The sequence below is a fragment of the Rahnella victoriana genome (assembly GCF_021276285.1).
GTDB classification, from domain to species: domain Bacteria; phylum Pseudomonadota; class Gammaproteobacteria; order Enterobacterales; family Enterobacteriaceae; genus Rahnella; species Rahnella victoriana.
In genome coordinates, this window is the sequence record NZ_CP089919.1 from 752,552 (window position 1) to 767,392 (window position 14,841).

Consider the following 14,841-nt stretch of genomic DNA (forward strand, 5'->3'; position numbering starts at 1 on the left):
ATGGCTTTTCCTGAAGATTTTCGTTTAATCAGCTACCTCTCACGTCTTGAGCACGCCGTGCGCTTTCCGCTGTCCTCGTCCTATCCGGAATCGATGAGCACCGACACGCTGTTTGCGCTGGCGGGCGAAGCACATCGCGCGCCATTTATGCAGGCCGTGCTGGATTACCCGCCGCTGCGCGGAACGCCGGAACTGCTGGCCGCCATCGCGACCACTTACGACCGCATCACGCCCGACGACATCATCAGCTTTGCCGGAGCCGACGAGGCGATTTACGCCTGCTTCCAGATGCTGCTGAACGCCGGTGATCACGCGGTGGTCATTACGCCCAATTATCAGTCGCTGGAAAGCGTGCCGCTGTCGCGTTGTGACGTCACCGGCGTGGCGCTCGATGAAAACAACGACTGGGCGCTGGACACTGAAAAAGTGCGCGCCGCCCTGCGCCCTGAAACCAAAGTGCTGGTGATTAACTTTCCGCATAACCCGACCGGCGCGCTGATCAGCCATCAGCAACTCAATGAACTGGTCGACATGTGCCGCGCGCGCGGGATCTGGATCTTCTCTGACGAAGTGTATCGCCTGACTGAGTTTGATCCGGCGGACCGGCTGCCACAACTGGCGGATATGTATGAGCGCGGCATTTCGCTGAATGTCACCTCGAAAGCCTACGGCTTGCCGGGTCTGCGGATAGGCTGGGTGGCGTGTCAGGATAAGGCGTGGATGCGGGACCTGGAGCGCATGAAGCAGTATCTGTCGATCTGCAACGCCCTGCCCGGTGAAATGCTCACCACGATTGCCCTGAATGCCCGCGCCCCGATCCTCGAACGGGTGATGCAGCGTTCACGTCATCAGCTCACCCTGCTGACCACTTTTCTGGCGCGGTATCCGCATCTGTTTCAGCTGTCTCTGCCGAAGGCCGGGGTGCTGGCGTTTGTGCGTTATACCGGTGCGGAAGGCGCACAAGCTTTTGCCACACAACTGGTGGAACAGGCTGGCGTGATGGTGATCCCTTCCGTGGCCTATGCCTCGGAACTGACCGCCGTGCCGGAAGATTTTCTGCGTATCGGCTTTGGCCGGGCGAACCTTGAGCAGGCATTAACAGAAATGGGTGCCTGGCTGGATCAACGGCCGTCATAAGATTGCCGTTCAGCGGATGAAAAAAATGGGCGCGGATATCGCACCCATTTTAGTTTTCCCCGATGAACGGAAACCGGACAGCTTACATAAAGGTTACTTACAGGCTTTGATCTCTTTCCACTGTGACCATTCACCGGTGAACGACGGGTTACCTGGCTCATTATTCTGAGTCCAGTAATTCGCCAGATACTCTTTACCTTTCCAGTTAACACTTTCGCCGCCGTTATACACTTTGCCGGCATCCCAGTTGTTGGCGCAGCTGGTGCTGGTGCCTTCATCCGGAATTGGCAGTACCTTCGGCGTGACGGTCAGAACATAGGTTGCCACACTGCTTTTCTTCGCGTCGGAAACGGTCAGGGTGAAGTTGAAGCTTTGTTTGCGGGTGACTACCGGTGCAACAAAACTCAGCGATTCACGATCAGCGCCCGCCAGCGTATTACCGTTCGGCAGCAACCAGCTGTAGGTCAGTTTGTCGCCATCCGCATCGGTAGATTCCGCTGCGTTGAGCGTGACATTCGCCTGACTTTCCACTTCGCCAATCGGACCGGACAGTTTTGCCACCGGCGCGGAATTGCCAGCTGGCGCAGGGGTCGGTTCCGGTGTTGGTGCTGGCGTCGGCGTTGGTTCAGGCGCTGGCGTCACCGCTTCTTCCTGACCGGCGTCATCCACCACTTTCACGTTAAAGAAGTGCTGGACGCAGCGTTTGTAATCGCCTTCCTTGAACGCCGAGAACGGCGTCTGGTAGCCGACCAGCTGACAGGAATAAGTCAGGCCGGTTGGCGTTTCTGCTGACCATCCCCAGTCCTGTTCCCAGTACTGTGGCAATGCGCCCGCGCCGCCTTCATCAAACTGCTTCATGTTTTTACAGCCCAGCACTTCATTGGCCGGAACCGGCACGTTCAGGTATTCGGCTTCACTTTTGTAATAGGAAATACGGTTCAGGCCCTGCGCGATTTCCTGTGCGCCACCGCATTCGACACCGCCGTTGATGATCTGAATGGTCACGCCGAACCCCGGGACCAGACCGTTGGCTTTATCCCGATCGTTTGGCTGCCAGGTGCCGTCGATGACATGCAACATGCTCGGTTTCGGCGCCTGCGGCGTCACGAAGAAGAACACCGCGCTGGCGAGGTTCAGCCAGGTATCTGCCACCAGCTCCGGTTTATCCAGCAGGGTTCTGACCGTGCCAAACATCGCATCGGAGAACGGTCCGTAGTTGTAGTTATAGGAGAGCTGTTTAGCACCGCGACCGAAGTAGCTGACGAAATCACCGTCGGCATCTTTGCCGCACGGCCAGGTTTGTCCCTGCCAGACGTTCGGATTACATTCACCGTTGTAGCCGCCTTTCTGTCCTTCCTGCCAGCCCATTTCCCGCAGGTAGACCAGCCCCTGACGCCATTCGGCTTCCGGACGCCAGCTTTCGTGGCCGCCGGTTTCCTGTGCAAAGTGCGCGAACATGGTGGCCAGCACCTTGCGGCAGATAGCATCGGAATCACGCCCGTCGGTGTAGGTGGCGCACACCGCCGGGAACTTACCAATCGCCTGCAGGAACCGGGTATAGGTGTAACTTGGTTCGCGCAGAGGGAAGATGTGCTCCCATTTATCGCTGCCCAGAATGCTGTCCACCCGCTTCACGTTGGCCGGGTTATCGCTGCGGCCGGGGGCGATTTTGTCTACCGCATCATTATCCAGCGTGCGGATAGAAGCCTTCACTTCCTGCATCAGCGGATTTTGGGTGAGGCTGTTTTCTTTTTTAATCAGGTCACTTTCTTTGATGACATAGGGGTCTGACGCATCCGCGGCTATTGCCGTCCCCGTACCCGCCAGCAGACAGGAAAGGGTAATAAGAGGAATAAGCGATGTATGTTTAATTCTGCGCATAAGGATAACCTTATATATTGAGAGACGGAGTTAAATGCTGAAAAACATTTTCTGCATACTGTTAACTGGCCAGAGTGACTGTCATGCGTCCCTGCCCTGTCAGAGAAAAGGCTAATCGCTTCAGCGCATCACCCCCTAATAAAATCAGAGTCATAAACATCATAAAAGCAGGATGATGTTTATCAAATAAAGCCTCTCACGTTCGTGCAGATTAAAAAAATGCGGACTGATCCACCAGGGATCAATCCGCATCATTTATAACGCAATAATAGACTTCCAGTTACTCAGTGCGTTTACTGTTGGGTAAACGTAAAGGTCGTTGCCCACTTTTTAACACAGCCAATCACTATTATTAATAATGGCCCACCTGATACACCTCCGGTCCCGGGGGAAATAAAAATCATATTGAAATGCTTTCCCTTTCAATAAGAACAACCCGTAAAGTAAAACCGGTAAAAAAACAATACAACATGTTGCGCAAAGTATTTATAAATATCATCCACCGCCGGTTTGGTTTTACAGCGCATAATATCATGCACAACCCCCTTCCGTGAACGATATAACTGATCCTGAAACTCATCATTCTAACCCGACAAACCCAACTTCTTTTGCCTGAAAACTGTTCGGATGAAAACCCTGCAGATAGATGAAGTGCCATTCATATAACTGTCACAATCATCATCGGGTTATCACGCAGTAATAATCATTTCACCTCAATAATTAATTTTAATCATCTGGTGCAGATTATCGATAAAACACACATTAAAAATTAAAATATTCTGTTGTTAATACGGTCAATCGTATTTCCTGCCACATGTTTCACACTGACTCGGGACTGTTAAGCTGAGACATCACCAGATGAACGTAACGCCGTTTGCTGCTGTTGGTGAGGTAGTTCATGTAGACGCTGGAGTCATTGATAGAAATTTCCTTAGGGAGATCAAAGCATTTTAATTTACAGTGCCGTTCCTTGATGAAGTAGTCCGCCAGTAATCTGGGAAGCACCGTGAGCATATCGCTGCGTTCAAGGGCGCTGATGATGCCGTTGATGGAAGAAGACCGGTAAATCACTTTAACCAGGCCAGCATAGGGCGTATTAATCGTCAGCGTGGTGCCCAACAGGCCGGTGAAATCATTATAAATACCGTCGTTATAAACTGCATGGGGTAATGCGTAGTAATGCATCAGGGCCAGCTCTTTCTGATTGGATAATAAACTGCTCGCACCGCACAGAATAACAAAATTATCCATGGAATCTATTTTCACCGAGGTGATTTTATCATGCTGCAGGGCATGATGCGAAATGACCACATCAATGTTTGCCTGCAACAAACTCTTTACCATTTCATCACTCTTAATATTATTCACATTTGAAAATTCAACTTTTACTGATTTCCCGCTATCGTTCTTATACATCCGGTTAAAATAATAATCTTCCAGGGCATCCGGGCACATCACCCGTAAAATTGGGCAGGAAGGACCTTCAGTACGGCTCGACTGTAAAACGTCTTCAATGATGGTGATGGCATTAACAAAAGAATCATGAATATCCAGCGCCGTGGCCGTCGGTTTCAGTCCGGTTGCCGTGCGGTAGAACAAATCCTCCCCCAGATGACGCCTGAGTTTATTTATCGATAAACTCACTGCCGAGGGTGTAAGGCTCAGATTCTCCGCTGCTTTTGAAATATTCCCGGATACAATCACTTCGTTCATTATCTTGATCAGATTGTAATCAAAATTAATTGCACTTCTTTGATTCATCATTCACTCTCCAGATAAAAGGGATAGTTTACTGCGAAATAAATAGCACAGTTCTTTATGCATTTTGTTTTCATAAAAATCTACCCTTTATAGACACAGGTAATGCACAGAGTTCAGAATAAAAAATATTGCGCCATATATTAAAGATTTATCCGTCCCTTCATCCAGCCATAGACAAAGCTTTCATTGGCCGTGCGACCTTCGGCCAGTTCCAGATAACGTTGCCCCTGGCTGCAGTTGAGAGAAGTGACCAGCACACCCGCCCCTTCGGCACCGCGCTTCTGGATGAACTGCTCAAGTGCCTTCAGCGTGCCGGGGCCGATCCTGCCGTCCACCGCGATATCGGCATACTGCGAGCCTCCCTGATTAAACACATTCAGCCAGCGTTGCAGCCATTTGATGCCGACCACCGGCCCCATGTTAGTGCCGGTATCGCACAGTTCCAGCGCCAGTACCGGCGCGATGACATAGACCTTGTCAAAACCCGGCTGATACCAGTAATTTTTCTCGAGGATCAGGTAGGCATCTTCTTTAGTGAAATCGGTCATTTTTCCGGTGTAGCCGTAACTGCGGGCGGTTTTTTCGGTGATCCCCCAGTGGGTCGGGCCGCCGGTATCGTCCGGGTGGTCCACATAACCCCCTTCGTTTTTCAGCACGGAATTGATCACAGGATTGGTAAACATAAGGTATTCCTCCGACAACGGTTAAAGTTGAAGCGTCAGGAACAACGCACTACCGAGCACCAGCAGTGAAACGACAACACCCAACAGCCACCACCACGGCCTGAACCTTTTACCGGGGGGCATTTTTTCCTCCATGACTTCAACCGTGGCTGACGTACTGACCCGTATTCCTGATTTCGGTACGGTGATGAAAAATTCATCCAGCCCGGCAAATTTAAGATCGCGTCGGATTAAATAAAGGGTTTGGGTCAGGCTGGCATCGCTGGTGAATTTACTTCGGCTTCCCCATAATGCTTGTGATATCGCCTCTTTCTCGATGACTTCATCTTTTGCATGCTCGATAATATAACTCAGACAGCGGGCTCTCATTGAGGTCAGTTTAATATTCACATCACTGTGAAGTTTTTTAAACTCCTTGGTTTTTTCATTAAACACATATTCACTGTTTATCAGGTACACAGCCATCATCTTCTCCCCTCCATTATTTCAGTCATCTGAGAAACCCCGCTAAATCTTTGCTGATGATTAAGCGTATCTGCTTTTATTATTTTCTCCACAGGCAATAGGAATAATATTAAGTATTTTAGTTAAGATGTGACTGAATCAATAAAAAACGGGGCCTATTGAGTCAGACTCAAAAACAATTTAATTCTCACTCAATATCATGACGGGGCACAACTTACTGAAAGATAGTGTTTTTAATGATCAATTTGGGATAACTCATTTTGTTATCAGCGTGATTATTGATACTGATAAAATTAGCCAACTTTTACCGCTCAAAAAGCAATCACAAATTTTAGCTTAGTCACTTTTATTTATATCTCAATGTGATTTGCCGGATTTTATTTCCAGGTCGAAGATATCCACCAGCAGCAAACGGCTGTTGATGTATTCATTCAAATCTTAGGAAAATACTATGCCTACCAGCAAAATTATTAAGACCGATGAGCTGACCCAGTCCTCCTATAAAGACGACGGATTTAATCCAGCCACAGAAACAGAGAAATACAGCTATACCTCCGCACGTGTGACTAAACCGGTTTATAACAAATATACTAAAGCTAATAAGCCTAAAGTATTTGGCTATTATACTGACTGGTCTCAATATGATGGCCGTTTACAAAACCCAAAGATTGAGGCAGATAAAAGGGGTCGTGGTTTTGATCTGGCAAATATCCCGCCAACCGCTTATGACAAAATCATCTTTGGTTTCGTCGGCATCGTCGGCGATCAGGGTGAAAAAGCCAATACCGTCGCAAGTGCCGCGCAACAACTGGGCAAATCCACTCATCAGGCAACGTTCCTGGATCCGTGGGGTGACTTTGCCTCCAGCGTCAACAACAATCTCGACAATCCGGGCTGGGTTGAGCTTTCTCCGACCAGCGCGACGCAAGCCAATGTAAAAGGGCTGGTTGGCGGGTTGCGTGATCTGCAAAAACGCGCCAAAGCCGTCGGGCATGATCTGGTACTGTCGATGAGTATTGGCGGCTGGACCCTGAGTAACGGTTTCCACAACATGGCGAAAAGCGCAGATGGACGTACCATCTTTGCCAAAAGCGTGGCCAGTCTGTTCACCCGTTTCCCGATGTTCAGCGAAGTGGATATTGACTGGGAATATCCGGGTAATGCCGGCAATAACAACCCGTATGACGATAATGATGGTGCAAACTATGCGTTACTGCTGGCTGAAATTACCAAAGAGATGAAAGCCATCAAGCGTTCTGATGTGAAAATCAGTATCGCCAGCTCCGCCGTTGTCGCCATTCTGGAAAAATCCAACGTTTCTGCCTTACTGGAAGCTGGTCTGTATGGTATTAACGTCATGACGTATGACTTCTTCGGGACACCATGGGCAGAAAAACTGGCTCACCATACCAACCTGCGTGCGCTGGTTGAAGGCGGATTTGGGGTCGATACTATCGTTGAATACCTGTTGGCTAAAGGCTTCCCGGCCGATCGTATCAACGTCGGTTATGCGGCTTATTCCCGTAATGGGCAGAATGCCGTGCTGGAAAGCTATTCTCCGCTGGAGGGCACTTACTCGCCAAATGAGGGGAAAACAACCGTCGGTTCATTCGAAAGTGGCACCACCGAATGGTACGACCTGGTGAATAACTATCTGGATCTGGAAAGTCAGTCAGGCCGCAACGGCTTTGAGGTGTACACCGACCAGGTAGCGGATGCGGATTACCTTTACAGCAAAGATTCCGGCCTCTTTATGTCCATTGATACCCCGCGTACCGTGCGTGAAAAAGGCCGTTATGTCATTGAAAAAGGGCTGGGTGCGCTGTTTACCTGGACCATCGATCAGGACAACGGTCTGCTGGTCAATGCTGCCCGTGAAGGCCTCGGTTACGCTATCGAGCAGAAAGTTATTGATATGTCACCTTTCTACTTTGAAGGCGTCAATGTCAGTGGTCAGGTGCCGGATGATGAAATCCCTGCAGAAAGCAATGTTGCACCCACCGGTGACATCACCCTGCAGGTGTTCAGCGGTGCGAAAGTGCGTCTGAGTGGGGCGGGTTCTGCCGATAAAGACAACGACAAACTGACTTATAAATGGACCGCGCCAGCCGCGATTGCGCTGTCCTCTTATAGCGCTGTATCGGCAGACTTCACTGCGCCGGAGCTGGTCAGTAAGTCTGACTTCAGCTTCTCTCTGGTCGTCACCGATGAGCATGGTGAGAAATCACTGACCAAATCCATCGTCGTGACGGTGCTGGGTGATGCAGCCATTGAGCCGGAACCAACGCCAGAGCCGACGCCGGAACCAACACCGGAGCCAACCCCTGAACCGACGCCGGAACCGACTCCGGAACCGGAGCCAACGCCGACGCCTACACCAACGCCGTCTCCGGCGGGCAAATATGCCACCTGGGATGCCAGCAAAGTGTACAACACGGGCGACAAAGTCAGTCTGAACGGCAAAGACTATCAGGCAAACTACTGGACTCAGAATAACCAGCCGGGCAAAGCCGAGTTTACCGGTGAATGGTCACAGTGGAAGCAAATCTGAACCTCGTCAGACTTGAGATAAATCTCTTCTGACCTGTAATAAACCTTTTTTGACCTGTATAAAAAGTACCACGGGGCCTGGTGCCCCGTTTTTTATGCGTGTGTGAGATCTCACAGAACTTTTTTTTCGGTCAGAAAATCAATAAATACCCGCACTTTTGGCAGCATATGACGGCTGCTCGGCCAGACCACTGAAAATTTCCCGCCCTCTTTCAGATAATCAGACAACACAGCAATCAGCTCACCGGATTCAAGATAAGGCCGCACGATAAATTCCGGTACATACGCCAGCCCCAGCCCCTGCACAGCCGCCTGTAAAATCGACTCCAGATTATTGCTGCTCAGAGCCAGCGGCAGCTCCGGCGGCGTCTCGCCGTTCATCGCCCATTCCTGCCATTGGCCGTTGCCGGGAAACCGGTAACGCAGGCAGGCGTGCTGATAAAGATCGTCAGGTCTTAGCGGCACCGGACGGCTGGCGAAATAGGCCGGACTTCCCACAATGGCAAACCCGAACGGCCCGAGACGGCGTGACATCATCTGCGAGTTGCTCAGATCTCCGCTGCGGATGGCGATATCAAACCCTTCATCGATGACATCGGCCATGCGGTCGCTGAAATCCAGATCTAGTTCCACCTCCGGGTAACGCTGGCGAAATTCCGGCAGATGCGGCAACAACATGCGGTAGCCGATAGCCGGGGCGGTGATGCGTAATTTGCCGCGCGGCACGGCGGAAATGCGCACCAGTTCCTGCTCGGCCTCTTCCAGTTGCGAAACGATATTCTGGCAGCGTTCAAAAAACAGCTGGCCTTCATCGGTCAGGCTGATGCGCCGCGTGCTGCGGTTAAACAACCGAACACTGAGTTTTTCTTCCAGCCGCGCCACGCTTTTGCCCACCGCCGAGGCGGAAATGCCCATACGTTCTGCGGCCGCGGCAAAACTCTGACTTTGCGCCGCCCGGACAAAGGCCAGCAGGCCATTAAGGTTTTCCATTCTTTACCCTCGTTTATTCGAGCGTTTTCGTCCTGAATCATCGGACTTGTGGCCTGTTTCCGCCAGATTGCCGACATTTTATCATCATCGTTAACCTTAACCCGTTGGGGAAACCAATGCACTCATCAACGACCACAACTCCGGCAGGCAGCCTGCGCGTTCTTTTTACCGTGTGTCTGGCGGCGGTCATATTGCCGCTGAATTTTGTCAGCGGCGCGGTGGCAACACCGGCTATCGCCCGCGAACTCGGCGGCAGCGCACAGGCGCTGAGCTGGGTAACCAATGCGTTTATGCTCACCTTCGGCTGTTTTCTGATGGCCGCCGGGGCGCTGGCCGATGAACTGGGACGCAAAAAAGTGTTCGTCAGCGGCGTCTCGCTGTTTGCGCTGCTGTCGTTGTTACAGGCGTTCAGCAACAGTTTGCTGTGGATTGATTTACTGCGCGCCGCACAGGGCATCGCCGCCGCAGGGGCGCTGGCGGGCGGCGCGGCAGCACTGGCTCAGGAATTCGACGGCGCAGCGCGTACCCGGGCTTTCAGCCTGATGGGCAGCAGTTTTGGCATCGGTCTGGCCTTCGGCCCGTTCCTTGCGGGGGTGCTGATCGCACACTTCGGCTGGCGTTCGGTATTTTTCTCCGCGACGGTGATTGCCGTACTGGCGCTGGTCACCGGTGCAGGCAAAATGCACGAAACCCGTAATCCGCAGGCGACGGGCATCGACTGGCCGGGCACGGCGTCCTTCACCGCCATGCTGGCGCTGCTGACCTGGGCGCTGATGGAAATCCCGCAATCAGGCCTTTACAGCACGCCGGTGCTTTCATTGCTGGCGGGAGCGGCGGTGTTGCTGGCGGTGTTTGTCGCCGTTGAAAGGCGCGTGAAAAACCCGATGCTGGATTTATCGCTGTTCCGTTACCTCCGTTTTATTGGCGTACAGGCACTGCCGCTGGCGACCGGTTTCTGTTTTGTGGTGCTGCTGGTGATCCTGCCGATGCTGTTTATCGGCGTCGCGGGTCTGAGTGAAGAACAGGCGGGGCTGATGATGATGGCGCTGTCCGTGCCGATGCTGGTGGTGCCGTTGCTGGCAGCGTGGCTGACACGCTGGATGTCGGCTGGCGTGTTATGTACTTCCGGTCTGGTGATTGCCGCCGCCGGGCTGGGCTGGCTGAGTCAGGCGGTGCTGGCGCAGCATGTCACAGGCATGATCGCGCCGATGCTGATTATCGGCATCGGCACCGGTCTGCCGTGGGGGCTGATGGATGGTCTTTCGGTCAGTGTGGTCCCGAAAGAACGGGCGGGCATGGCGACCGGTATTTTCAGCACCACCCGTGTGGCCGGTGAAGGCATTTCGCTGGCGATAGTCGGTGCCATTCTGTCGGCCTTAACGCACAGCGCACTGACGGCGCACTTTACCTCAGACGCGGTCAGTTCAGGGGCGATCGGTCAGGCCGCGCAACGGCTGGCGACCGGCAATCTGGCCGTGGCACAGCAACTGATCCCGCAGGCCAGCACGGCGCAGCTTCAGCAGATTTATGCCGCCTCGCTGCATCCGTTGCTGTTATGCCTGATGGCGATCACGCTGTTTTCCGCGCTGGTGGTATTACTGGCGCTGCGCGGCAATCATCAGCAAGACGCTGATACCGCGCCCGCCGTGTGTCAGAAGGATCTGTCACCGTAATCCGCTTCCAGCACCGGACGCAGCCGGGCATAAATGTCCTCAATCTCCGCCGGGATTGTCACCTCTGCAATAAAGCCCGCACCGCGCGGGCCATAACCGCCGGGCGCGTTGCGCAGACGCGGAATTTCGCCGAGCAGCAGTGATACAAAGCGCGGCAGCGACCATAAGCTGTGATGGCCGGTTCCGGCAATGCGCAACCCTTCCCCTTCGCGTTCAAGCTGTGGCACCAGCACCGGCCAGTTGAGGAACGTCACCTCAGGCCGGTCGCGCCAGACGTGGCGGAAACTGGCGTCGGTGCGTAACTGCATCAGCGGATCCTGCACCAGCGTGACAGCCGTATGCTGATCCCCCGCAGCCTCCAGCACCCGCCGCGCCTGTAAGGCATTGTCGCCACAATTGGTGGATGCGGTTTCCAGCAAAATCTGCGCCGGTGAACCCCCGAAGTGCTGCATGCCGATGTCATAAAGCACCTCAGCCTCGCTGCGTCCGGCCAGCGGAATGTGCTGATAATCGGGATGCTGGCGAACGGCGTCATACAGTAAATCCGTGGAATGCCCCACGCCACCGGCAATCAGTAAGCGTGAAACGCGCCCCTGCGCCAGCGCCCGAAACGCCGCTTCTGCCGTCGGTAAAATCGCATTACCCAGCAGGATCAGCAGCGAAGGCGTGCCGGTTATGCCCTTCCCACCGGTCTGGTCAAAAGACAGAAAACGCGCCAGCCGGTTCATATCGTTAATGACATCGTCAGAAAACATCAGTAGCTCCGTTGAAGGATTGCTCAGGGCTTATCGATAACAACACATTATTAATGGTTAAATGATCTCATCGTTTGGTTGATGTAACGCAATCATTATCAATGGAAAACAGGAATAAACGGGATAAAAATTGGATAATTTGTAATTTATAGAATTTTTATCCTTATTGAAGGAAATGGAGAAAAGATCCCCTTAAGGGAAATTTATTAACTTATATTTAACCATAACGGCGTTTTTCCTCAGTTGCATAAGGTCAGGGATTCATTCAGTTAACACTGAAAAACATAAGTCCCGGCCTGAACGCTGTTTATTACCCGCTTTTTTATCATTTTTAGCATCACTTACTGACCACCAGAGGATTTCCACATGCAACAACGTTGCATGCATACACAACCGTGTAAGCTGTTATTGGGAGTCATCATGGGCGAAAAAAATTCATTATTACTGGCCGTTCTTGCCGCTGCAACGCTGACATTAGCCGCAGGCGCACAGGCAGCCGGTACCTTAACAGGGCAGGTAGGCGTTCAGCTGACCATCAGCACCGGTTGTACTGTCGGTAACGGCACATCAACGGGGGGGACCAACCAGTGGGGTACCCTGAACTTTGGTAACTACGCGGATCTGACCAGCGTCATCAACGGGACGGTGTTTGGTGCCAATGGCACCGGTGCCGTGACCATCACCTGTAGCACCGGGCTGACCCCGACGCTGTCACTGAATGGCGGTCTGGCGGCAACCGGCGGGCTGCGTACCATGACCTCCAGCGGCACCAGCATTCCTTACCGCCTCTATTCCGACACCGCACGGACGACAGAGATCGCGATAAATACGCCGATCACGCTGACGACGGGCACCACTGCGCAAAATATCCCGATTTATGGTCGTGTGCTGCCTGCTGACCAGACCAGCACCACACCGGCTGCGGGGACGTATAACGATACCGTTGTTGCCACTCTTTCCTGGTAAGGCTGTTTTCCATCAGAGCCGGTTTCGGTTCTGACTGGCTTTTGTTTCAAGGAAGGAAAGATCATGGACATCAAGGTACTGCTGCTACTGCCAGCCGCACTGGTGGTGTCGATGCAGATGCGCATTCCCTTTAGTCAGGCAGCGACGATAGGCATCAGTGCCACGTTGCTGCCCGCCTGTGAAGCGGGAACCACGACGTCCGGCAGCACCAGTTTTGGTACGCTGAATTTTGGCAATTACGCCTCACTCACCAGCGCCATCAACGCCACCAGCGCCCAGCTGGCGGGATCGATCCGCGTCAAATGCGTGACCGGCCTGACCTACAAAATCGTGATGGATGGCGGCAGCAGCGGCGTGGTCACTGCGCGCCGGATGGTTAACACCACCAACAGCGCCTCCACCCTGCAATACAATCTCTACACCACGGCGGCGCGTACCACCGTCTGGGACAACACCACCGGCGTCAGCGGCACAGGTAACGGTGCGGATCAGTGGAGCACGGTTTATGGCCGCGTTCCGGCGCAAACCACGCCCGCCGCCGGGGTTTATCAGGATACGGTGAATGTCACCGTATCCTGGTAGAGGTGGCTATGTCCGGGCGTCTGCGCATTTCGCCGCTATGGCTGATGCTGCTTGTGCCGCTGATACCGTGCAGCACGGCGAATGCCGACACGGCGGTCGCCGCCTTTACCGTTTCGGCCTCCCTCACCAACGGCTGTGCCTTCGGCAGCTCGCTGTCCAGCCCGACCTCCAACCTCGGCACCCTCAATTTCGGCTCCATGTCGTCCATCACCAGCAACGTCGATACCGTCAGCAGCACCGGCGCAGGCTCGGTGGTGGTGACCTGTACGCCGGGCACCTCCGTCAGTATTGCCATGGATTACGGCACCCACGGCGGCACCGCCACGCGCCGCTTTATGCAAAACACCACCAATACCGATCAGCTGGGCTACCAGCTTTTCCGCGATGCCGCCCGCAGCCTGGTCTGGGGCAACGGCACGCTGGTGATGTCCATCCCCAGTTTTCCGGGCACCACCCAAACCTATCCGGTTTATGCCCGTTTATACGCTGTGACCACCCTGCCTTCCGCCGGGACTTATACCGATACCGTCACCGTAACGTTAACTTATTGAATCATCAGGATATGAAACCATGAAGAGACTGTTTTTACGCCCGACCCTTTCCCGCCTTTTCGCTGCCGCCGCACTGGGTTGCGCACTGCTTTCCTCCGTGACCGCGCAGGCCGCCAGTTCGGTGCTGGTCTGGCCGGTGTACCAGATTATTGAATCCGATCAGAACGGATCCGCCCTGTGGCTGGAAAACCGGGGCGCGGAGCCGGTCTCCTTGCAGGTGCGGGTGCTGGCCTGGAAGCAGGAAAATTACAATGAAAAGTATGCCGATCAGACCAATGTGGTCGCCAGCCCGCCTTTCGCGACCGTACCGCCGGGGCAACGCCAGCTGATCAGGCTTATCCGCAACACGCCGGTGCCGGCCAATACCGAGCAGGCGTACCGCATTATCATTGATGAAATCCCGTCGCCGCTGAACAGCGCCGGTGAGGGCAAAGACAAAGCCGTGGTCGGGCTGCAATTGCAGATGCGTTATCTGCTGCCGTTGTTTATGGATGGCGGCAGTTTGTGGACCAATGATCGCGCGGATATGAAACGCGATCCTGACACCGCAACGCGCCCGATCCTGACGTGGCAGACGGTGTCCGACGGCGGTAAAACCTATTTGCAGGTGCGCAATACCGGCATCGTGCATGCGCGGCTGAGCAACGTGTTCTGGTCAGCTAACGGCAATCAGAAACAGGGTGTGAAAACCATGGTCGGCGGCTTTATGGGGTATGTGCTGCCGGGGCAAAAAATGCGCTGGGCGGTGCCTGCCGGGGTGACGCCGGGCGCGCAGCTGAATGCGCAGATTGCCGATAACACGACACCGATTGTCATCCCGCGCGGCCAGTAACAGCAGGAGCCGCCA

The 14,841-nt window shown here is 53.6% G+C and carries 13 protein-coding genes; 7 read left to right on the top strand and 6 right to left on the bottom strand.

Annotated elements, in window-relative coordinates:
- On the top strand, window positions 1-1,137 hold the full coding sequence (locus J9880_RS03640; RefSeq protein ID WP_232770096.1) for a pyridoxal phosphate-dependent aminotransferase: 1,137 nt from the start codon (window positions 1-3) through the stop codon (window positions 1,135-1,137).
- A 93-nt stretch (window positions 1,138-1,230) separates the two neighbouring features.
- On the opposite strand, the gene J9880_RS03645 is transcribed toward J9880_RS03640, so the two are convergent.
- From J9880_RS03645 to J9880_RS03660, 4 genes are all read right to left on the bottom strand, one after another.
- A complete protein-coding gene (locus J9880_RS03645; RefSeq protein ID WP_232770097.1) occupies window positions 1,231-3,018 on the bottom strand; it encodes a chitinase in 1,788 nt (595 codons plus the stop codon).
- An 819-nt stretch (window positions 3,019-3,837) separates the two neighbouring features.
- Window positions 3,838-4,782, bottom strand: coding sequence for a LysR family transcriptional regulator (locus J9880_RS03650; protein ID WP_232770098.1), 945 nt, complete (start codon window positions 4,780-4,782; stop codon window positions 3,838-3,840).
- A gap of 137 nt (window positions 4,783-4,919) precedes the next feature.
- Window positions 4,920-5,462 carry a glycoside hydrolase family 108 protein gene (locus J9880_RS03655; RefSeq protein WP_119827012.1) on the bottom strand — a complete coding sequence of 181 codons (543 nt, stop codon included), beginning with the start codon at window positions 5,460-5,462 and terminating at the stop codon, window positions 4,920-4,922.
- A gap of 21 nt (window positions 5,463-5,483) precedes the next feature.
- Entirely contained in the window at window positions 5,484-5,930 is a 447-nt protein-coding gene (locus tag J9880_RS03660) for a winged helix-turn-helix domain-containing protein (protein ID WP_095924734.1), read from the bottom strand.
- A gap of 448 nt (window positions 5,931-6,378) precedes the next feature.
- Between J9880_RS03660 and J9880_RS03665 the strand changes: the two genes are divergently transcribed.
- The gene (locus J9880_RS03665) at window positions 6,379-8,478 is read left to right on the top strand and encodes a glycosyl hydrolase family 18 protein (protein WP_131694414.1); all 2,100 of its coding nucleotides are present in this window, start codon (window positions 6,379-6,381) and stop codon (window positions 8,476-8,478) included.
- Between the two features lie 110 nt (window positions 8,479-8,588).
- On the opposite strand, the gene J9880_RS03670 is transcribed toward J9880_RS03665, so the two are convergent.
- Window positions 8,589-9,467: a LysR substrate-binding domain-containing protein gene (locus tag J9880_RS03670; protein ID WP_232770099.1), complete on the bottom strand. Its 879-nt coding sequence runs from the start codon at window positions 9,465-9,467 to the stop codon at window positions 8,589-8,591.
- Between the two features lie 116 nt (window positions 9,468-9,583).
- Here J9880_RS03670 and J9880_RS03675 point away from each other — a divergent pair, with 116 nt between their 5' ends.
- On the top strand, window positions 9,584-11,140 hold the full coding sequence (locus tag J9880_RS03675; RefSeq protein WP_095924731.1) for an MFS transporter: 1,557 nt from the start codon (window positions 9,584-9,586) through the stop codon (window positions 11,138-11,140).
- Here the strand turns inward: J9880_RS03675 and J9880_RS03680 are convergent.
- Window positions 11,119-11,895: a YdcF family protein gene (locus tag J9880_RS03680; protein WP_232770100.1), complete on the bottom strand. Its 777-nt coding sequence runs from the start codon at window positions 11,893-11,895 to the stop codon at window positions 11,119-11,121. The genes J9880_RS03675 and J9880_RS03680 overlap by 22 nt on opposite strands.
- 420 nt (window positions 11,896-12,315) lie before the next feature.
- On the opposite strand from J9880_RS03680, the gene J9880_RS03685 reads away from it, so the two are divergent.
- The 4 genes from J9880_RS03685 (at window position 12,316) to J9880_RS03700 (ending at window position 14,826) form a co-directional block, all read left to right on the top strand.
- A complete protein-coding gene (locus tag J9880_RS03685) occupies window positions 12,316-12,861 on the top strand; it encodes a Csu type fimbrial protein (protein ID WP_095924729.1) in 546 nt (181 codons plus the stop codon).
- Window positions 12,862-12,924: 63 nt separating this feature from the next.
- Window positions 12,925-13,443 (top strand): Csu type fimbrial protein, encoded by a 519-nt coding sequence (locus J9880_RS03690; protein WP_095924728.1) that lies wholly within the window; start codon window positions 12,925-12,927, stop codon window positions 13,441-13,443.
- Window positions 13,444-13,451: 8 nt separating this feature from the next.
- On the top strand, window positions 13,452-13,994 hold the full coding sequence (locus tag J9880_RS03695) for a Csu type fimbrial protein (RefSeq protein WP_095924727.1): 543 nt from the start codon (window positions 13,452-13,454) through the stop codon (window positions 13,992-13,994).
- A gap of 19 nt (window positions 13,995-14,013) precedes the next feature.
- Window positions 14,014-14,826 (top strand): fimbrial biogenesis chaperone, encoded by an 813-nt coding sequence (locus J9880_RS03700; protein ID WP_095924726.1) that lies wholly within the window; start codon window positions 14,014-14,016, stop codon window positions 14,824-14,826.
- Window positions 14,827-14,841 lie beyond the last annotated feature (15 nt).